The organism is Actinoplanes sp. CA-131856, assembly GCF_050956135.1.
GTDB lineage: Bacteria > Actinomycetota > Actinomycetes > Mycobacteriales > Micromonosporaceae > Actinoplanes.
The window spans coordinates 1,876,804-1,896,199 of record NZ_CP191849.1 but is presented as its reverse complement, the minus strand read 5'-3'; the positions used below and the strand labels follow the sequence as shown (position 1 = coordinate 1,896,199).

The 19,396-nt window shown below is 71.8% G+C and carries 13 protein-coding genes; 8 read left to right on the top strand and 5 right to left on the bottom strand.

Going from position 1 to position 19,396, the window contains the following annotated elements; all coding sequences use genetic code 11:
- Positions 1-27: 27 nt before the first annotated feature.
- The gene (locus ACQP2X_RS09140; protein WP_498695721.1) at positions 28-888 is read right to left on the bottom strand and encodes an ABC transporter permease; all 861 of its coding nucleotides are present in this window, start codon (positions 886-888) and stop codon (positions 28-30) included.
- Between the two features lie 2,702 nt (positions 889-3,590).
- On the opposite strand from ACQP2X_RS09140, the gene ACQP2X_RS09135 reads away from it, so the two are divergent.
- Both ACQP2X_RS09135 and ACQP2X_RS09130 read left to right on the top strand, forming a co-directional pair.
- Positions 3,591-6,974 (top strand): hypothetical protein, encoded by a 3,384-nt coding sequence (locus ACQP2X_RS09135; RefSeq protein WP_498695720.1) that lies wholly within the window; start codon positions 3,591-3,593, stop codon positions 6,972-6,974.
- Positions 6,975-6,994: 20 nt separating this feature from the next.
- Positions 6,995-7,993 (top strand): aldo/keto reductase family protein, encoded by a 999-nt coding sequence (locus ACQP2X_RS09130; RefSeq protein ID WP_498695719.1) that lies wholly within the window; start codon positions 6,995-6,997, stop codon positions 7,991-7,993.
- Between the two features lie 19 nt (positions 7,994-8,012).
- On the opposite strand, the gene ACQP2X_RS09125 is transcribed toward ACQP2X_RS09130, so the two are convergent.
- A complete protein-coding gene (locus ACQP2X_RS09125) occupies positions 8,013-8,840 on the bottom strand; it encodes a site-2 protease family protein (protein WP_498695718.1) in 828 nt (275 codons plus the stop codon).
- 1 nt (position 8,841) lies between these two features.
- A complete protein-coding gene (locus ACQP2X_RS09120; RefSeq protein ID WP_097320010.1) occupies positions 8,842-9,039 on the bottom strand; it encodes a hypothetical protein in 198 nt (65 codons plus the stop codon).
- Between the two features lie 81 nt (positions 9,040-9,120).
- Between ACQP2X_RS09120 and ACQP2X_RS09115 the strand changes: the two genes are divergently transcribed.
- Together ACQP2X_RS09115 and ACQP2X_RS09110 are read left to right on the top strand one after the other, a co-directional pair.
- Positions 9,121-11,094, top strand: coding sequence for a bifunctional adenosylcobinamide kinase/adenosylcobinamide-phosphate guanylyltransferase (locus ACQP2X_RS09115; protein ID WP_498695716.1), 1,974 nt, complete (start codon positions 9,121-9,123; stop codon positions 11,092-11,094).
- The gene (locus ACQP2X_RS09110; protein WP_498695714.1) at positions 11,091-11,861 is read left to right on the top strand and encodes an adenosylcobinamide-GDP ribazoletransferase; all 771 of its coding nucleotides are present in this window, start codon (positions 11,091-11,093) and stop codon (positions 11,859-11,861) included. Before ACQP2X_RS09115 ends, ACQP2X_RS09110 begins: the two co-directional genes overlap by 4 nt.
- Here ACQP2X_RS09110 and gcvT read toward each other — a convergent pair.
- Complete coding sequence (gcvT, locus tag ACQP2X_RS09105) at positions 11,858-12,961, bottom strand: glycine cleavage system aminomethyltransferase GcvT (RefSeq protein ID WP_498695713.1); 1,104 nt, start codon at positions 12,959-12,961, stop codon at positions 11,858-11,860. The genes ACQP2X_RS09110 and gcvT overlap by 4 nt on opposite strands.
- A 116-nt stretch (positions 12,962-13,077) precedes the next feature.
- Between gcvT and ACQP2X_RS09100 the strand changes: the two genes are divergently transcribed.
- Entirely contained in the window at positions 13,078-14,613 is a 1,536-nt protein-coding gene (locus ACQP2X_RS09100; RefSeq protein ID WP_498695712.1) for a leucyl aminopeptidase, read from the top strand.
- 12 nt (positions 14,614-14,625) lie between these two features.
- Here ACQP2X_RS09100 and ACQP2X_RS09095 read toward each other — a convergent pair whose 3' ends face one another.
- Entirely contained in the window at positions 14,626-14,988 is a 363-nt protein-coding gene (locus ACQP2X_RS09095) for a hypothetical protein (RefSeq protein WP_498695711.1), read from the bottom strand.
- Between the two features lie 167 nt (positions 14,989-15,155).
- Here ACQP2X_RS09095 and lpdA point away from each other — a divergent pair, with 167 nt between their 5' ends.
- The 3 genes from lpdA to ACQP2X_RS09080 all read left to right on the top strand — a co-directional run bounded on the left by lpdA (position 15,156) and on the right by ACQP2X_RS09080 (position 19,391).
- Positions 15,156-16,544 carry a dihydrolipoyl dehydrogenase gene (lpdA, locus tag ACQP2X_RS09090; protein WP_498695710.1) on the top strand — a complete coding sequence of 463 codons (1,389 nt, stop codon included), beginning with the start codon at positions 15,156-15,158 and terminating at the stop codon, positions 16,542-16,544.
- A 35-nt stretch (positions 16,545-16,579) separates the two neighbouring features.
- Positions 16,580-18,391, top strand: coding sequence for a 2-oxoglutarate dehydrogenase, E2 component, dihydrolipoamide succinyltransferase (gene sucB, locus ACQP2X_RS09085; protein WP_498695708.1), 1,812 nt, complete (start codon positions 16,580-16,582; stop codon positions 18,389-18,391).
- A gap of 82 nt (positions 18,392-18,473) precedes the next feature.
- Positions 18,474-19,391, top strand: coding sequence for a TIGR01777 family oxidoreductase (locus ACQP2X_RS09080; RefSeq protein ID WP_498695707.1), 918 nt, complete (start codon positions 18,474-18,476; stop codon positions 19,389-19,391).
- Positions 19,392-19,396 lie beyond the last annotated feature (5 nt).

The following is a 19,396-nucleotide window of genomic DNA, read 5'->3' as shown; positions in this document are numbered from 1 at the left end:
AGGGCCAGATAGGGGTTCGTGTTGCCGTCAGCCACCCTGGATCACCAACTTCCGCTCCGCTCTTTTCTGGACGGCATGGGCGGCCAGGAGCATGAGTACGGCCCACACGGCCTGCAACGCGACCAGACCGGCCTGAACGGCGGGGCCGTCGCGCTCGACGAACACGTCCAGAGGCGTCTGGAGCAGGCCGGGCAGCGGGGTGGACACCCAGAGGGTGACAGTGAGCCAGTCGGGAAGCAGACGCAGCGGGAAGTAGAGGCCGGCCAGCACGCCGCTCGCCAAGGTCCAGAACCCCAGAGGCCCGCGGGCGTCGTGCAGCCAGTACGCGGTGGCGTTGACCAGATAGCGGCACCCGAAACAGCCGACCACCGCGAGAACGATCGAGAGCGCGAAAAGAGGCACAGTCTGCCAGCGCTCCGGCTCCCGCAGACCGAAGAAGACCGCCCCGGCGATCACCGGCGGAACGAACCGGGTGAGCAGGGCGTGCAGGCCACGGCCCAGATCGGCGGCCAGATAGGCCGTCACGGGAGGGATCGGTCGTAACAAGTCGGCCGCGACATCACCCGAGCGGATCCGGTCGGAAAGGTCGGTCCATCCCCAGATGCCCACCACGGCGAGTAACCCCTGGCCCACCCAGACGAACGTGGCGAGCTGCTCGGTGTCGTAACCGCCGGGCCGGCCGCCCGGTGCTCCGGCCGCGACGGCCAGGAGCACGTAGCAGCGGAGAAAGCCAAAGACTATGTTGGTGAACGCTCCGGCGGCGGTGGCCTGACGATAGGTCGCGTACCGCCGGAAACCCGACCAGAGCAGAGCACCGAAAGTAGTGAAGGAGGCCCGCGACCGTGTGCCGGGAGAGATCGTCAGCACCCTGGCGTCAGTCCCGCTCACGCCGTTAACCTCCTAGTGCCCTTTTCCCTTACGAAAGCCGGGCGACCTTACCCGGATCCCCGGCCGGCCGCCTCAGAATTACGACCAGAAGTGGATCTCGCCGTGACGGAGCGTCGCCGATGAAGGGCTGGGGCTCTTCGGACTCCTCCTCGGGCGGCGGCGCCAGCAGCTGGGGCGCCTGGGCCGACGAGCCGGCATGGGTCTACGAGATCACCTGGGAGTGGGAGCCGGTCCCGGGCCAGCGCTACCCGGGCGACCCGGGCCGCCGAAAGGCCGTGCACACCCCGGTCTACGAGGCATCGGACGGCGCCTCACCGGCATCATGGTCCAGCCCCGAAGATCAACCCCCGACGAGGTACGCCCACAGTCCCGTGCCGAACGACGCCCCACAGCCCTCGCCATACACCGGACCGCAGGCGGGCTCGCACGGCCGCGCGCAGGGTGTGCCCGCTTCCCGCTCCGGTTGGGAGGGCGGGGCCAGCGCTCATCAGCCTGGCGCCTCGCAGCACGGCGGCACCCACCAGCCCAGCGGCCCACAGCACAGCGGCGCCCATCAGCACGGCGGCGCTCCGCAGCACGGCGGCGCTCCGCAGCACGGCGGCGCTCCGCAGCACGGCGGCGCTCCGCAGCACGGCGGCGCTCCGCAGCACGGCGGCGCTCCGCAGCACGGCGGCGCTCCGCAGCACGGCGGCTCGTATGGCGCGCCGGCGCAGGCTTCGCCCGAGCGCACCCAGCCCCTGTGGAACCGCCCCGCCCAGAGCCACCCCATGCCACCGCGCGAGCCCGACGCTTCCCGCCCCGACCAGGGCACCGCCCCGTACCGCCCACCCACGGACGGACACCCCGACCAGCGCCGAGGCGCGGCCCCGGTATACGGCCGCCCCCAGTCCCCCGCCGGCGGCGAAGGCTGGAACGCCCCACAGCAGCCGGACGCCCCCGCGCGCGACCCGCGGGCCCAGTCCCCGGCCGACCTGCCACAGCGCCACGCTCAGCGCGACCTCCCACAGCGCAACCAGCCCCAGGGCGGCCTCCCCCAGCAGCCACAGGGCGGATATCCGCAGCGCCACCAGCCGCAGGCCCCTCCTTCACAGCAGCCCCAGACCGGCTACCAGCAGCGCGACCTCCCTCAGCGCGGCGCCGCTCAGCAGGACCTCCCTCAGCGCGGCGCCCCTCAGCAGGACCTCCCCCAGCGCGGCGCCCCGCAGCAGGACCTCCCCCAGCGCGGCGCCCCGCAGCCCGCGGCCCAGCAGCGCGACCTACCCCCACGCGACGCTTTCCGGGCCGCCGTAGTGCCGCAGCCTCCCTTCCCACCCGGCGTCCAGCCACCCAGCGACCCCTATTCCTCGACCGGCCCTCGCAGCCCCCAGGCAGCCAGCCCTTACGCGGCCCCTTCCCCGACCCCGGGCTCCCCCGCGCGGCCCACCCCCACGCAGGCCGCCGGCCGCGCCACGTCACCCGGCGTCTACGGCGCCGCCCGCCCGCCGGCCACCGCCACCCCCGCCGGCGCTTACTACGGCCGCCGCCACGCCCCCGACGAGGAGCAGCAGGACACCTCGCGGCCGGTCTCCCCCGCCTACGGCAACGCCCGCCCGGCCCCCGCCGACGCTTTCCCCACCCGCCCCGGCCAGCGCCCAGCCCCCGGCCAGCGCGACGGCCGAGACTCCGACGCCCCCTTCGACCTGCGCCCCGCCCCACAGGACCGAGGCACCCCCGCCCAGTCCCGCCCGGCCCCCCAGCCAACCCGCGTCACTCCAGAGCGCCCCGCGGACCCGGCCCCGCTCTACCCCACCGCCCCAGGCTCCGCCATCCCTGCCCCAACCCCGGTCCGCCCGGTCTCGGCCCCCACCCCGACCCACCCGACCTCGGCCCCCGTCCGCCCGGTCTCGGCCCCGGCCCCGGCTGCAGTCCGCCCGGTCTCGGCCCCGACCCCGGTCCACCCGACGTCCGCCCCGGCGCCGACCCAGGCGACCCCGACCCATCCGGTCTCGGCCCCGGCCCAGCCGCCCACGGTCCCCATGCAGCCCGCAGCCTCGGCCCAGCCGCCCATGGTCCCCATGCAGCCCGTGGCCTCGGCAAACCCCGCCTCTTCACCGCCGTATGCCGCACCCGTCCAGGCAGGTGAACCAGCCTGGCCTTCGGCCGGCGCAGCCCACTCACCGACTATTCCCGGACAAACTGGTCCTTCCGGACCAATTCGCCCGGTTTCCGGACCCGCATATCCCGCTCCCGAGCCGGCCTACCCAGGCTCCGCACCCGGATCCCCGACGCCCGTCTCCGGGCCCATCCGACCCACCCATCCGACCTCGGGACCCGCGCAGCCCACCTCCGGACCTGCCCAGCCCACCTCCGGACCTGCCCAGCCCACCCAGCCGATCTCCGGACCCGCACAGCCCATCTCGGGACCCGCCCAGCCGATCTCTGGACCCGCGCTGGCCGCCTTCGAGCCCGCGCAGCCGGGGGAATCGGCGTGGCCGGCTTCGGGTGCTGTGCAGTCCGGTTCGGCTTGGGGCGATCATCCGTACGCGGGGCAATCGCACGCACACGCTTCACCTGGGCGACCGGAAGATGCGGCCCGGCCCGTCTCCGGGGTCGTGCAGCCGCCTATGGTGCCGGGTCAGCCGAGCGCTGGAGCGCATGGTTCACCTGTCCACCCCGTGTCCGCTCCCGGAGACTTCGACGCGGGCGCTTCGTCGCACGGACCGGTGGCCGCCGAATTCCGGCAGGGCGAGTACTACGAGCCGGAGCAGGCCTACCAGCCACGCCCGGACCAGACGATCACGCCCGACCGCGACGCGATCGAGTACGACCGTCCGGAGCCCGTCACCGCACCGCCCTACCTGGTTGCCGACGCTGGAGCAGCCGGCCTCGAGCAGTACGACCCGTCGGTCAGCCCTGTCTCCTCGCTGCCCGCGGATCAGCCGCTGCCGACCGGCCCGATCGCCGGCCCCAGGACCGAGCCTGTCGCCGAAGCCGTCGATATCCCGGCCGCAGCGGCGCCCACTATCGACAGGGCGACTACCGAAGAGCTCGGTACCGGTACCGCCGCCGGCGAGGCACCCGACGCCGGGACGCCGGCCGCCGAGGCGCCGGCGGTGGAAGAGCCCCGCGGGCTCGGCTGGCTGCTGTCGCAGAGCGGCCTCGGCGCCATCACGCCGCTGCCGCCGCCGGAGCCCCTCCTGGCGATGATCGAGCAGCCGGTGGCTGAGCCCCAGCCCCAGCCCGAGGAAATTCAGCCGGTCAGCGGTGCCCCGGAGAACCAGAACTGGTTCGTGCCACCCGTCGACGACGAACTGGCCACTGACGCCACCGCACCCGACGAAGACCAACCGGCCGCTACCGAGCCCGAAGCCGACCACCCGATCGCCGCCGAACCCGAAGCTCATCACCCGGTCACCACCGAGCCCGAAGCTGATCACCCGGTCACCACCGAAGTCGAAGCCGACCACCCCTTCGCCGCCGAGGCCGAAGCTGATCACCTCGTCGCCGTCGAGGCCGAAGCTGATCATCTGGTTGGCGCCGAGCAGCCCGAAACCGAGCAGCACTACGACGCCCCCACCTCAGCCGAGCCGGTTTCAGGGGAAGAATCTGCCGTCTTCGAGCACCCGTGGGAAGAGCCGGACGCCGACCTGTCCTCCGGCGAGCACACGGACACAGAGCCGCAGGTCTACGAGCCCGCCGACCACCTGGACTTGGAACCGCACGCTCCCGAGCCCGCCGCTGACCTCGTGGACTTGAAACCGCAGGCCCACGAGCCTGCCGCTGACCACCTGAGCCCGGAGCCGCAAGCCCTCGATCCGGACGACGACCAGTTCGACTCGGAACCGCAAGCCCTCGTGCCGGACGTCGCCTATGCGGTCGAGCCGGAGCCCTATGCGCCCGAACAGGGAGCAGACGAGTTCGACGCCTCGTCGGTCATGGAGCCCGAGGCGGCCGCAGAGCCCGAGGCGGCCGCAGAGCCCGAGGCAGCCGCGGAGCACGAAGCGGCTGCGGAGCACGAAGCGGCCACGGAGCACGAAGCGGCCAAGGAGCACGAAGCGGCTGCGGAGACTGAGGCGGCTGCGGAGCTGCGGGATGAACAGCCCGTCTCCGATCAACTGGACGCGGAACCGCAGGTAGACCAGCCGACCTTCGGCCACGAGGACTCTGAGCCGGCCTACCAGCCTGCGGGCGAGGTTCCCGCTGCGGAGCCGGAGGGCGAGCAGGGCGCGGCCGACCTTCTGGAGGCCGGGCCGCAAGACGCGGTCGAAGCTTCAGAGGCGGAGCTGCGGGAGGAACCGCTCGCGGTTGAGGTTCAAGACGCTGGGCGGGTCGACGGCGAATATCCGGACGCGGAGCCCGATGAGGGCCAGGCCGTTTCCGCCGAGCAGGTCGCAGAAGCCGCCGCTGAGGAGCCGCGGGATCTCCGGGGCGTGGAGACTGAGGAGCACGAGGCGACGCACATCGAGTTCGAGCTGGGACCCGAATGGGCTCAGATCGAGGACGATGATGTGGCGGCGGAGGTCGATGAACTGCTGGAGGTGGCTGAGGCGCCTTCGGCTGAGTTCGGTCCGGCGGAGTCGGCTGATGGGGAAGCCGTCGATGTCGAGCTTCTGGAGCCCACGCCGGAATCGGCGGCTGAAGAGGTCGCGGATGAGATCGTCGACGCCGAACTGGTCGATGAGTCGCGGCCGGAGCTTGTCGCGGCGGTCGAAGGCACCGATCCCGAGCCGACGGCCGACGACGCCGAGCCCACGGAGCTGACGCGAGCCGAGGCCGAGACGCCAGAGCCGACGGAGGCCGAAGCGCCGGAGCTGGCGGAAGCCGAGAAGACCGGAACGGCGGAGCCGACGGAAGCCGAGACCGGAACGCCAGAGCCGACGGAAGCCGAGACGCCGGAGCCCGCAGCCGGCGAGATCGAGGCCGAGACCGAGCCGACAGCGGAAACAGAGTCGGAAACACCGGAAAAAGCCGAAATAACGGAAACGGACGAGGCCCCAGAGACGGCGGAGGCGGGCGCGATCGCGGAAACGGCGCCGACTGCGGCGCCCGGTCTCGTGGCGGTGCCTCGCGTGCCGGCGGTGCCCATTCGGCAGCGTGGGGACAAAGTGGGGCCGCAGGATCGGCGCGCTGATCCGGAGCAAGTGCTCTCGGCGTACCCCTGGGTCTTTGATCCCGCGACGCTGCGTGAGCGTATCGAGGAGATCGACCCCATGGGGGTGGTCATCGACCGCCTCACCGACAAGTTGGAGTACGCCGAGCGTGACTCCGTCCGCGCTCGCCTTCTCAGCCTTCGTGCTGTCGCCGAGCGGCTCCTAGACGAGCTCGACCCCGCCCTCGAAGACGCCGAAGCAGGTCTGGAGCATGCCCGCCGGGCCGGCGATCCTGTTCTCGAGGCCACCGTGCTCGGGCGGCTCGCCCATGTGCGGCACTGGCGAGGTGAGTACGCCGAGGCCGACCGGCTCTATGCCGAAGCCTCCTCGCCCGAGCTTCCCACGCGGCTGCTGGCCGAGCTTCACGAGCTGGCCGGGCGTTCCGCCTTCGAGCAGGGGCGCTATCTCGAAGCCGTGAACCACTTCGAAACCTCGCTCGACCTGCGCAAGGGCACCGACCCTGATCTGGTCGAGCGGATCGAGCTGGCCCTCGACACGATCACCGGGTTGACCACCGAGGGATGGGGCCCGTATCCGCGTACGGCCGAGGAGATCGGCGGCGAACGGCCGGCCTCCGGACCCACGCTCTTCCAGGACGAGAACGGCTGGGGCGCCGTCGACGCGGACGGGCAGGTCGTCGTCGAGGCCCGGTACGACCGGTTTGCCACCGTGCTCGCCACCGGCGCGACTCTCGACGGCTTCACCGCTGAGGGGCTGGCCGTCGTGGAGAGCGACGGGCGGCAGGGCGTCATCGACCGCACGGGGCAGGTCGTGCTTCCTCTGGAGCATGCCGAGGTGCGCATCCACCCGGCCGCGTTCCTGGTCGCCGACCGGTTCGGGCTGTGGGGGGCTCTCGGGCGGGACGGCGCGCCCATGGTCGAGCTGACGCACTCCGAGCGGGGCGACGTGATCGAGGAGATAGAGCGGCGTGTGCCGGCCACCCGGCCGGTTCTGTGAGAAGGCAATAGTGTCAGGGCATGGAGTTTCGTCATCTGGGCCGTTCCGGCCTGCTCATCAGCGAGATCGCCTACGGCAACTGGATCACTCACGGTTCGCAGGTCGAGGAGGACGCCGCGCGTGACTGCGTGCGGGCCGCGCTCGACGTCGGCATCACCACGTTCGACACCGCCGACGCGTACGCGGGCGGGCGCGCCGAGGAGGTGCTCGGCCGCGCGCTGAAGGGTGAGCGCCGCGCCGGGCTGGAGATCTTCACCAAGGTGTTCTGGCCGACCGGGCCGGGGCCGAACGACCGCAGCCTGTCCCGCAAGCACATCATGGAGTCGATCGACGCGTCGCTGGGCCGGCTCCAGACCGACTACGTCGACCTCTACCAGGCGCACCGCTACGACTACTCGACGCCGCTCGAGGAGACCATGCAGGCGTTCGCCGACGTGGTGCGCTCGGGCAAGGCGCTCTACATCGGCGTCTCCGAGTGGACCGCCTCGGAGATCCGGGCCGGGTGGGAGCTCGCCCAGGACCTGAAGATCCCGCTGGTGTCGAACCAGCCGCAGTACTCGGCGTTGTGGCGGGTCATCGAGGCCGAGGTGGTGCCCACCTCGATCGAGCTCGGTATCGGCCAGGTCGTGTTCTCGCCGATCGCGCAGGGCGTGCTCACCGGCAAGTACAAGGTGGGCCAGCAGCCGCCGGAGGGTTCGCGGGCCACCGATCAGTCGGGCGGCGCCGGTTTCATCCAGCGCTACCTGAACGACGAGGTGCTGGGCGCGGTGGCCCAGCTGCAGCCGCTGGCCGAGCAGGCCGGCCTGTCGCTGGCCCAGCTGGCCGTGGCGTGGGTGCTGCAGAACTCGAACGTCTCGGCCGCCATCATCGGCGCGTCGCGCCCGGAGCAGGTGCGTGACAACGCGGCCGCCTCCGGCGTGAAGCTCGACGCCGACCTCATGAAGGCGATCGACGCGGCCCTGGACGAGGTCGTCGAACGCGACCCCGCCCAGACCAAGTCCCCGGCCCGCCGGCCCTGACAGCGGATGGTCCGGCAGCTCAGCTGCCGGACCAGAACCGCATCAGCTCTAGCCCTACCTGGATCAGGGCCTCGGACAGGCCGATCTTCTCGCCCAGCCAGAACACCACGTCGTAGAACCACTGCCCGACCTTCGTCTGCCACAGCAGCAGGAAGAGCAGGATGAAGCCGTACGGCGCGAACAGGTTCCACGCCCGCTGATAGGCCGGGCTCATCCACGGCGCGATGATGCCACCGCCGTCGAGGCCCGGGATCGGCAGGAAGTTCAGCACGCTCGCGGTGATCTGCAGGAACGCCAGCGCGGCCAGCGCGGCCCAGAACTCCAGGTGGTCCGTCGAGCCCGTCAGGGCGTACCCCCCAAGCGACGGCACCAGCTTGGGACCCGCGCCGATCAGGAACGGGATCGACACCACCAGCGCCAGGATCACGTTGGTGAACGGGCCCGCGAAGCTGATCAGCGAGTCCTTGACCTTGCTGCGGATGTAGCGGTGGTCGACCCAGACCGCGCCGCCGGGCAGGCCGATGCCGCCCAGGATGACCACGACGACCGGCAGCACGATGGACAGCAGCGGGCTCGTGTACTTCAGCGGGTTGAGCCGCAGATAGCCGCGCTCGGCCACGGTGTGGTCGCCGGAGAAGTATCCGATCAGCGCGTGCGCGTACTCGTGCAGGCAGAGCGACACGAGCCAGCCGGAGACGATGAACAGGAAGACGTCGACCCGTACGTTGCCGAATCCCGTCCATGTCATCCAGCCGCTCACCGCGAAGATCGCGACGATGCCGACGAAGACCGGGCTCGGGATGAAGGCGTTGCGCGGCGTCCGCGTGTAGACCGGTTCGTAAGTCACGTCACTCCGCCGGTAGCAGGCTCATCCGGTAGTCCACCCGGTCGTCCTCGACCAGCACGACACCCGCCACGCCGGACTCGGCCAGCTGCCGCCACTCCTGGCCGATCCAGGACTCGGCGTCGGACTGGCTGCTGAACGTCTCCGGCGGACCGGCAACCGGTTGCCCGTCGACGTTCTCGTACCGCCAACTCCACGGCATTCGCCGCCCCCTCACGTCCTCGGTCGGTGCGTCTCCACCCTACGGCGTCACGCTGTGCGCCCCGGCCTTAAGGTACGGGGCATGTCCGATGATCGGTGGCACAGCGTCCTGGTGCTCGGTGGCATCCGCTCCGGCAAGTCCGAGTTCGCGGAATCGCTCGTGGCGGACGCGCCCGCAGTCCGATATGTCGCCACGGCCGTGGGCGGTGAGGACGATCCGGAGTGGCTGGAGCGGATCGAGTCGCATCAGCGGCGCCGCCCGCAGGCCTGGTCGACCGAGGAGACGGGCGCCGACCCGGCCCGGCTGACCGAGCTGCTGACCGAGGCCAAGCCGGACGACACGCTGCTGGTCGACGATCTGGGCGGCTGGGTGGCGGCGCTGCTCGACCCGGCCCGCCAGCCCAACGACGATCAGGCCGACGTGGCCGCTCTGGCCGCCGCGGTCCGTGACTGCGAGGCGCGTGTCGTGCTGGTCAGTCCCGAGGTGGGCCTCACGCTGGTGCCGACGACGCCGGTGGGCCGCGCTTTCGCCGACGCTCTCGGCACGACCAACCAGGCCTTGGCGCAAGCTTGCGACGGGGTTGCGCTGATCGTCGCGGGCCAGGCCGTCTGGCTCAAAACAGCAGATGTACGGAATTACACAACCACCCCACCGCAGCCGACGGCCTCGACAGTCCACGACATCGTGGCCGCTTCACCGGCCGCGCAGGCTCCCACCGCCGCACCGGTCGCGGCGACGCCGATCGCCTCGCCGCCGGCTGCGTCTCCGGCTTCGCCGACGGCCGAGCCGATCCAGCCCCCACCGCCGGTCGAGCCGCCCGTCGTCCAGCCGGCCCCGGTCACCGCTCCCGCCGAGACGACCGCGACAGCCGCGGCGACCGGGACGACCGGGGCGACCCCGCTGGCCCGCGTGCTCGACGAGCCGACCATGAGCCTCCCGGCGATCGGCGCCCGCCCGGTCTTCGAGCCCGGCATGGACCTGCCCCTGCCCGACACCGAGACCGGTCCCGAGGCCCGCGACCGCCTGGCCACCGTCGACTTCCCCGGCTCCGGCCTGGGCGCCCTCGTGGGCGCCGTCGAGTTCGCCGCCGCCACCCAGGGCACCGTCACCCCCCAGCCCTGGTCGTCCCTCCGCGTGCTGCTGCTCTCGGGCCGCCACGCCGGCGGCGCCGGTGCCGGTGACGACGTCGTCGACGTCGAGCGCCGCGTGGCCCAGGTCGAGAACGGCGAGGGCGTCCTGAGCCGCCTGGCCGGCGCGGCCGGAGCCGACATCGCGATCCTCCGCACCGGCGAGTCGACCGCCATGGAGGACAACCCCGTCCTGACCGCCGACGAGGTCGAGAGCAACCTGCAGACCGGCTGGCAGCTGGCCGAGGCCGCCGCCGACGCCGGCAAGGACCTGCTCGTGCTCGCCGCGATCGGCGTCGGCACCGACGCCGTGGCCACCGCCGTCACCGCCGCCACCACCGGGGCCGAGGCGGTCGCCATCCTGCCGCGCGTGCTGCTGCCCGGCGGCACGTACGACGACGAGTCCTGGATGCGCCGCGCCGCCGCCGTCCGCGACGCCCTGCACCGCATCCGCCGTGAGCCCCGGGGCGCCAAGGACCTGCTCCGCGAGCTCGGCGGGGCCGACATGGCCATCGCCGTGGGTGCCATGCTCGGCGCCACCGCCCGCAAGCTCCCGGTGCTGGTCGACGGCCCCCTCGGCATCGCCGCCGGCCTGATCGCCCGCGACCTGGGCAGCCAGGCCAAGCACTGGTGCCTGCTGGCCGACTCGGGCGGCCTCCAGCTGGTCAAGGAGGGCGGCGACTTCCTGGGCCTCACCCCGGTGCTCGATCTGGGCCTCGGCCTCGGTGAGGGCGCCAACGCGCTGGCGACGCTGCCCCTGCTGCGTACGGCGATCGGACTGGCCGGCACCGTCGCCGTCCACCCCGCCATGCTGGCGGAGCTCGGCGACGGCGGCGCCTCCGACCTGATCGTCCCCAACGACGACGAGGACGTCGACTTCGCCGAGCCGGAACCCGACGGTCCCGGACCCGCCTCGACCACGGAGTGACACTGCTCGACGGCCTGAGGCTCAGCCTCACCACCTTGACCGTCCTGCCCGTACGCGGCGGCCGCGTCGACCGCGCGACCGCCGCCGTGGCAATGAGCGCCGCCCCCGCGGTGGGTGCCCTGCTGGGAGCGATCCTGGCCGCCCTGCTCTGGCTGCTCCGCGAGGCACACGCTCCGGCTCTGGTCGCCGCCGCCGTGACCGTCACCGCCGCCGCCTTGCTGACCCGCGGCATGCATCTGGACGGCTTGGCCGACACCATCGACGCCCTGGGTTCCTACCGCCGAGGCGAAGCGGCCCTGGAAATCATGAAAAAGTCGGACATCGGCCCGTTCGGGGTGGCCGCCATCGCCGCGACGATGCTGATCCAGACAACGACGATCAACGCCCTGGACCCGGCCGCGCTGATCATCGCCTGGGCCGCCGGCCGTCTGGCCATCCCGCTGGCCTGCCGCCGGGGCGTCCCGGCCGCCCGCCCCGAGGGCCTTGGCGCGCTCGTGGCCGGCACGGTCGGGCTCCCGGCCGTCGTCACCGCCGCCGTCGTGATCGCCGCCGCCGGGATCGCCCTGCCCCACCATGCCGGGCAGGGCCCCGGCGCCCTGCCCGGCCATGTCTGGCAGGCCCCCGTCGCCGTGGCGGCCGCGCTCGCGGTGACGCTGCTGCTGGTCCGGCACTGCGTACGCCGGTTCGGCGGCATCACCGGCGACGTCCTGGGCGCCGCCGTCGAGCTGTCGACGGCGGCGGCGCTGGTGGTCCTGTCGTTGCGTTAGCGCACCGACGGCTGGACGAACGGCGGCTTCACCACGCGGGCCTCGACGCGCTTGCCCCGGATGTCGATCTGGACCAGGTCGCCGTCGGCCACACCGGCCGCGGTGTCGAGGAGGGCCAGCGCGATACCCACCTTCTTGGTCGGCGAGAACGTGCCGCTTGTGGTCTCACCGATGCGCTGCTCACCGGCGTACACCTCCATGTGCCCCCGCGGAATGCCGCGCCCGGTCAGCTCGAGCCCCCGCAGCGTCCGCCTGGCCCCCGCGGCCTTCTCCGCCGTCAGCGCCTCGCGCCCCCAGAACGCCGGCTTGGTCCAGCCGACCGCCCAGCCCGAGCGCGCCTGCACCGGCGAGATGTCCAGCGACAGCTCCTGCCCGTGCAGCGGATAGCCCATCTCAGTGCGCAGCGTGTCACGCGCGCCCAGACCGCACGGCCGCACTCCGGCCGAGATCAGCGCGTCCCACACCGCCGCCGCGTCGTTCCACGGCACCACCAGCTCGTAGCCGTGCTCGCCCGTGTAGCCCGTGCGGCAGTCGATCAGCGATACCCCGCCCAGCGTCGCCGTGGCGAACGACATGTAGCCGTGGTCCGTCGGCAGCCCCAGCTTCGCCAGCACCGCCGCCGACTCCGGTCCCTGGACCGCCAGGACCGCGTACTCCTGGTGCTCGTCCACGACCTCGATCCCGGAAGGGGCCGCCGCCGCGAGCCGGCGCACGACCTCGGCCGTGTTGGCCGCGTTCGGGATCAGGAAGACCTCGTCCTCCGAGATCAGATAGGCGATCAGGTCGTCCACCACGCCGCCGTTGTCGTCGCAGCACAACGTGTACTGCGCCTTGCCCGGCTCGATGCGCCCCAGGTCGTTCGTGAGGCAGGAGTTCACAAAGGCCGCCGCACCGGCGCCGCGGACCCGGGCCTTGCCCAGGTGGGAGACGTCGAAGACACCGACCGCCTCGCGGACCGCCGCGTGCTCTTTCAGGACACCGCCGCCGGCGTACTCCAAAGGCATCTCCCATCCGCCGAAGGCGGCGAACTTGGCACCCAGCGCGACGTGGCGCTCGTGCAGGGGAGACCGGAAAAGGGCGTCGGTGACCTCGGCAGACATGAGAGTCAACTTACCCGTGACCTTGCATGTGGTTAGAGTCGCGGGGACACCCCACATCGAACCAGCCGGTGTGCGCCCATGAGGCGCCCGGCCCTGAACGTCCGCGGAGAGCCCGAGTGAGCCAGCCCAGCCTCAGCCTGGTCGACACCGACCCGGCCGAATTGGCCGTCGACGCCATCGTCATCGGCCTGCACAGTCAGCCCGACGAGGGCGGCACCCTGCTTCCGGCCGCCGGCGCCGAGAGCATCGCCGCCGCCTTCGACGGCAAGCTGACCTCGACGCTGGCCCTGCTGGGCGCGAGCGGCGCCCCCGGCGAGGTGACCAAGCTCGCCACCCTCGGCACGGTCAGCGCGCCGCTGATCGTGGCCGTCGGCCTCGGCGACGAGCCGTCCGGCTCGGCGCCCAACCTGGAGACCCTGCGCCGGGGCACCGGCGCCGCCGTGCGGGCGCTGGCCGGCAGCGGCACCGTCGCGCTCGCCCTGCCGCTCCCGGACGACGCCGACGCCCCCGGCGTGCTGCGCGCCATCCTCGAGGGCGCGCTGCTCGGGTCGTACAAGTTCGCCGGCTACAAGACCAAGCCGCAGCCGAACCGCCGCGAGCCGGTCGCCGCGCTCCAGATCCACGTGCCGGACGCCTCCGACGCCGCCGCGGCGGCCGAGGTGACCCGGGCCGAGACCGTGGCCAAGGCCGTGCGCCTGACCCGCGACTGGGTCAACACCCCGCCGAACGCGCTGCGCCCGCCGGAGTTCGCCGACGCCGTGGTGGCCGCCGCCAAGGGCACCGGCCTCCAGGTCGAGGTGCTCGACTTCGACGAGCTCAAGGCCGGTGGCTACGGCGGCATCGTGGCCGTGGGCCAGGGCTCCGAGGCCAAGCCGCGCCTGGTCAAGCTGACCTACGTGCCCGAGGGCGTCGAGGACCCGACGCGGGTGGCCCTGGTCGGCAAGGGCATCACGTTCGACACCGGCGGCATCAGCATCAAGCCGGCCGCCGGCATGTGGGAGATGAAGTCGGACATGGCCGGCGCGGCCGCTGTCGGCGCCACCATGCTGGCCATCGCCGCGCTCAAGCCGGGCGTCGCGGTCAGCGGCTATCTGGCCATCGCCGAGAACATGCCGTCGGGGTCGGCCTACCGGCCGGGCGACGTGCTCACCATGTTCAACGGCAAGCGGGTGGAGATCTTCAACACCGACGCCGAGGGCCGCCTGGTGCTGGCCGACGCGATCGCCCGGGCCTGCGCCGACGGCACCGACTACGTGCTCGAGGCGTCCACGCTCACCGGCGGTCAGGTCATCTCGCTGGGCAAGCGGATCTCCGGCCTGATGGGCTCGGAGGGCGCCATCGACCTGGTGAAGGCGGCCGGCGACGCGGTCGGCGAGCCGGTGTGGCCGATGCCGCTGCCGGAGGAGGTCCGTAAGGGCATGGAGTCCGACATCGCCGACATCTGCCAGACGAACGCGAACCTCGACCGGGCCGGGCACATGCTCCAGGGCGGCGTCTTCCTGCGCGAGTTCGTGGCCGAGGGCGTCGAGTGGGCGCACATCGACATCGCCGGCCCGAGCTACCACACCGGTGAGGCCACCGGTTACTGGGCGAAGGGCGGCACCGGCGTTCCGGTCCGCACCTTCCTGGCCGCGATCGACGCCCTGAGCTGAGTTTTTAAGACATCAGGCGGGGGTTTCGGGGCGGTAGGCCCCGGAGCCCCCGGGATCGCGGCCGAGCTTCTTCTGCCGCGAGATGTAATCGCGCATCCGCTGCGGATAACCGAGCAGGCGGATGTCGTAGATCGGTAGGCTCAGCTGGTGTGCCCATCTCCGGGCGATCTCGGGCGATTCGATCCGTCGGCGGGTCCACTCGCCGTCGTGTGCCACAAGCAATACGGTGGTCTCGGTCACCGTGGTGCGAGGCTCGATGAACGCCTCGACCCCGCGACGACTGCGGACGAACTCCGCGAGATACTCAAGATCGGCACGGTCAACCGGCCGGCCGGCCGCCCGACGCGGCTCCCGGCTCCGCCGAAACCAGGCCAACACCCGCTCCTCACGCTCTCGTGTGTCGCAAGAGTACGTCGAGCGGGCATGACTGTGGGGAACCTGGCTGCATCGATCGGTTCCACAAGTGACAAGATGGCCTGGACATACTGTGACCGTTTCCATTGTGTGACCCGCATGGCAACGACGCGAACACTGGAGTCAACGTGAGCCAGCCGAACGGCGGAAACTTCGACATCGTCATTCTCGGCGCCGGTAGCGGCGGCTATGCTGCCGCCCTGCGCGCGGCCGAGCTCAATCTTTCCGTCGCGCTGATCGACAAGGCCGAGCTGGGCGGCACGTGCCTGCACCGCGGCTGCATCCCGACCAAGGCGCTGCTGCACGCGGCCGAGATCGCCGACCAGACCCGCGAGAGCGAGCAGTTCGGGGTCAAGGCCGACCTGGTCGGCATCGACATGGCGGGCGTGAACGCGTACAAGGACGGTGTCGTCTCCCGTCTGTACAAGGGTCTGACCGGTCTGCTGAAGCAGGACAAGATCACGATCGTCTCCGGCGAGGGCAAGCTCGTCGGCAAGGACACCGTCGAGGTGAACGGCCAGCGCTACACCGGCCGCAACGTCATCCTGGCCACCGGCTCGTACTCCCGGTCGATCCCGGGTCTCGAGATCGACGGCAAGCGGGTCATCGCCAGCGAGCACGCCCTCAAGCTCGACCGCGTGCCCTCCTCCGCGATCGTGCTCGGCGGCGGCGTCATCGGCGTCGAGTTCGCCAGCGTGTGGAAGTCGTTCGGCGCCGACGTCACCATCATCGAGGCGCTGCCCCGCCTGGTCGCGGCCGAGGACGAGGACATCTCGAAGACGGTCGAGCGCGCGTTCCGCAAGCGCAAGATCAACTTCAAGGTCGGCAAGCCGTTCGAGAAGGTCGAGCACACCGAGAACGGCGTGCGCGCGACCATCGCCGGCGGCGAGACCGTCGAGGCCGAGGTGCTGCTGGTCGCGGTCGGCCGCGGCCCGACGACCGCCAACCTCGGCTACGAGCAGCAGGGCATCACGATCGACCGGGGCTTCGTGATCACCAACGACCGCCTGCACACCGGCGTCGGCAACATCTACGCCGTCGGCGACATCGTCCCCGGCCTCCAGCTCGCGCACCGCGGCTTCCAGCAGGGCATCTTCGTCGCCGAGGAGATCGCCGGGCTCAACCCGGCCGCGATCGACGAGGCCGGCATCCCGCGCGTGACCTACTGCGACCCCGAGGTCGCCTCGATGGGCCTGACCGAGGCCAAGGCCAAGGAGAAGTACGGCGCCGACAAGGTCACGTCGTACAACTACAACCTCGGCGGCAACGGCAAGAGCCAGATCCTCAAGACCGCGGGCTTCGTCAAGCTGGTCCGTCTCAACGACGGCCCGGTGCTCGGCGTGCACATGGTCGGCGCCCGCATGGGTGAGCTGGTCGGCGAAGCCCAGCTGATCTACAACTGGGAGGCCTTCCCCGAGGAGGTCGCGCAGCTGGTCCACGCCCACCCCACGCAGAACGAGGCGCTGGGTGAGGCGTTCCTCGCGCTCGCCGGCAAGCCCCTGCACGCACACAGCTGATCGTCGTCAAAGACGTGGTTAAGGAGTACTGAGACATGCCGGTATCGGTCACCATGCCGCGGCTGGGTGAGAGTGTCACCGAGGGCACCGTCACGCGCTGGCTCAAGCAGGAGGGTGAGCGCGTCGAGGCGGACGAGCCCCTCCTCGAGGTCTCGACCGACAAGGTCGACACCGAGATCCCCTCGCCGGCCGCCGGCGTCCTCACGCGGATCGTCGTGGGCGAGGACGAGACGGCCGACGTCGGCAGCGAGCTCGCCGTCATCGCCGGCGACGGCGAGGACACGGGCTCGGCCCCCGCGCCGGAGCAGCAGGAGCAGAAGCAGCAGGAGCAGGCGCCCGAGCCGGAGCCCGCCGCGCCGACCACCCCCTCGACCGAGAAGCCGGTCGAGCAGGAGCAGCCGGCGCCGCAGACGGCCTCGTCGTCGTCCGGTGGCACCGCGGTCAAGATGCCCGCGCTCGGCGAAAGCGTCACCGAGGGCACCGTCACCCGCTGGCTCAAGCAGGTCGGCGACACCATCGAGGTCGACGAGCCGCTGCTCGAGGTCTCCACCGACAAGGTGGACACCGAGATCCCGTCGCCGGTCGCCGGCACGGTCCTCGAGATCAAGGTCCAGGAGGACGAGACCGCCGACGTCGGCGCCGACCTCGCGATCATCGGATCCGCCGACGCGAAGCCGGCCCCGGCGCCCGAGAAGCCCAAGGAGTCCCCGGCGCCTCAGCAGCCGGCCGCGCCGAAGATCGAGTCGAAGCCGGCTCCGGACTTCGGTTCGGGTGGCGAGTCGTACGCCGACCCGGCCCCCGAGGCCGAGGTGGCCAAGGACCCGGTCGCGGCCGAGCGCAACGCGGAGCCGCCGGCCCCGACGTCGAGCCCGTCCCGCGAGACCGTGCAGGCCAACGGCGCCGGCGACGCCGGCTACGTGACCCCGCTGGTGCGCAAGCTGGCCGCCGAGAAGGGCGTCGACCTGTCGACCCTGACCGGCACCGGCGTCGGCGGCCGCATCCGCAAGCAGGACGTCATCGACGCCGCCGAGAAGGCCGCCGCCGCCAAGGCCGCTCCGGCCCCGGCTGCTCCCGCGGCGAAGGCCCCGGCCGCGAAGCCGGCCACCCCGGCGCCGAGCCCGCTGCGTGGCCGCACCGAGAAGCTGACCCGCACCCGCGCGACGATCGCCCGTCGCATGGTCGAGTCGCTGCAGATCTCGGCCCAGCTCACCACTGTGGTCGAGGTGGACGTCACCAAGATCGCCCAGCTGCGGAACAAGGCCAAGGCCGACTTCCTGGCCAAGAACGGCGTCAAGCTCAGCTTCCTGCCGTTCTTCGCCCTGGCCGCGGTCGAGGCGCTGCGCCAGCACCCGGTGGTCAACTCCTCGATCGACCTCGAGGCGGGCACCGTCACGTACCACGACACCGAGCACCTCGGCATCGCGGTCGACACCCCCAAGGGCCTGATCGTTCCGGTGATCAAGGACGCCGGCGACCTCAACCTGGCCGGCCTGGCCAAGCGGATCGCCGACGTCGCCGACCGCACCCGGAACAACAAGATCGGCCCGGACGAGATCTCGGGCGGCACGTTCACGCTGACCAACACGGGCAGCCGGGGCGCGCTCTTCGACACGCCGATCATCAACCAGCCGCAGGTCGGCATCCTCGGCACCGGCTCGGTGGTCAAGCGGGCCGTGGTCGTGAGCGACCCCGAGCTCGGCGAGATCATCGTTCCGCGCTCGATGGTCTACCTGGCCCTGAGCTACGACCACCGGATCGTGGACGGCGCCGACGCCGCCCGCTTCCTGGTCACGCTGAAGGAGCGCCTCGAGGGTGGCCACTTCGAGGGAGACCTCGGTCTCGCGTAATTAGTCACCGAAAAGGCCCGCTCGTGATCGAGCGGGCCTTTTCGCGTTTTGAACGGGTTCGAGACGGGGCACAATCGAAGGCATGCGGATCCTCATGGCCGGCGCGTCCGGTTATCTCGGCACGCCGCTCGCGCAGCGCCTGCGCGACGCCGGGCACGACGTCACCCGGCTGGTCCGCCGGCCCACCGAGAAGCCCGGCGAGGCGACGTGGCAGCCCTCGCAGGGTCAGCTCGACCCCGCGGTGGTGGCCGGCCACGACGTGGTGATCAACCTGGCCGGCGCCAACATCGGTGACAAGCGCTGGACCGCCCGCTACAAGAGCGTGCTGCGGTCGAGCCGGGTCGACACCACCGGCACCATCGCCCGCGTGATCCGCCTGCTCCCCGAGGCCGACCGGCCGCGCACCCTGCTCCAGGCCTCCGGCGCCGGCTGGTACGGCGACACCGGCGACACCCCGGTCACCGAGGAGGCGCCGGCCGGCACCACCTTCCTGGCCGACCTGTGCCGGGTCTGGGAGGCCGCCGCCCGCCCGGCCGAGGACGCCGGCACCCGGCTCGTGCTGCTGCGCACCGCGCCCTCCCTGGACAAGGACGGCAGCATCCTCAAGCCGCTGCTGCCGCTGTTCAAGCTCGGCGCCGGCGCGAAGCTCGGCAGCGGCAAGCAGTGGATGCCGTGGATCGCGCTGGCCGACTGGTTCGGCGCGGTCGAGTTCCTCATGGAGCGCGACGACATCGCCGGCCCGGTCAACCTGGTCGGCCCCGAGCTCGTCACCAACGCCGAGTTCACCCGCACCCTGGCCGGCATCCTGCATCGACCGGCGTTGTTCTTCGTGCCCGGCCCGGCCATGGATCTCGCGGTCGGCGAGCTGGGCGGCGAGGCCCGCCGCAACCAGCGGGTCGTCCCGGCCGTGCTGGAAAGAGCCGGATTCCAGTGGACATATCCGACAGTTGCGTCGGCCCTGCGCGCGGCCCTGGGCCAGGAAGCGGCGGCATCGCACTGATCGAC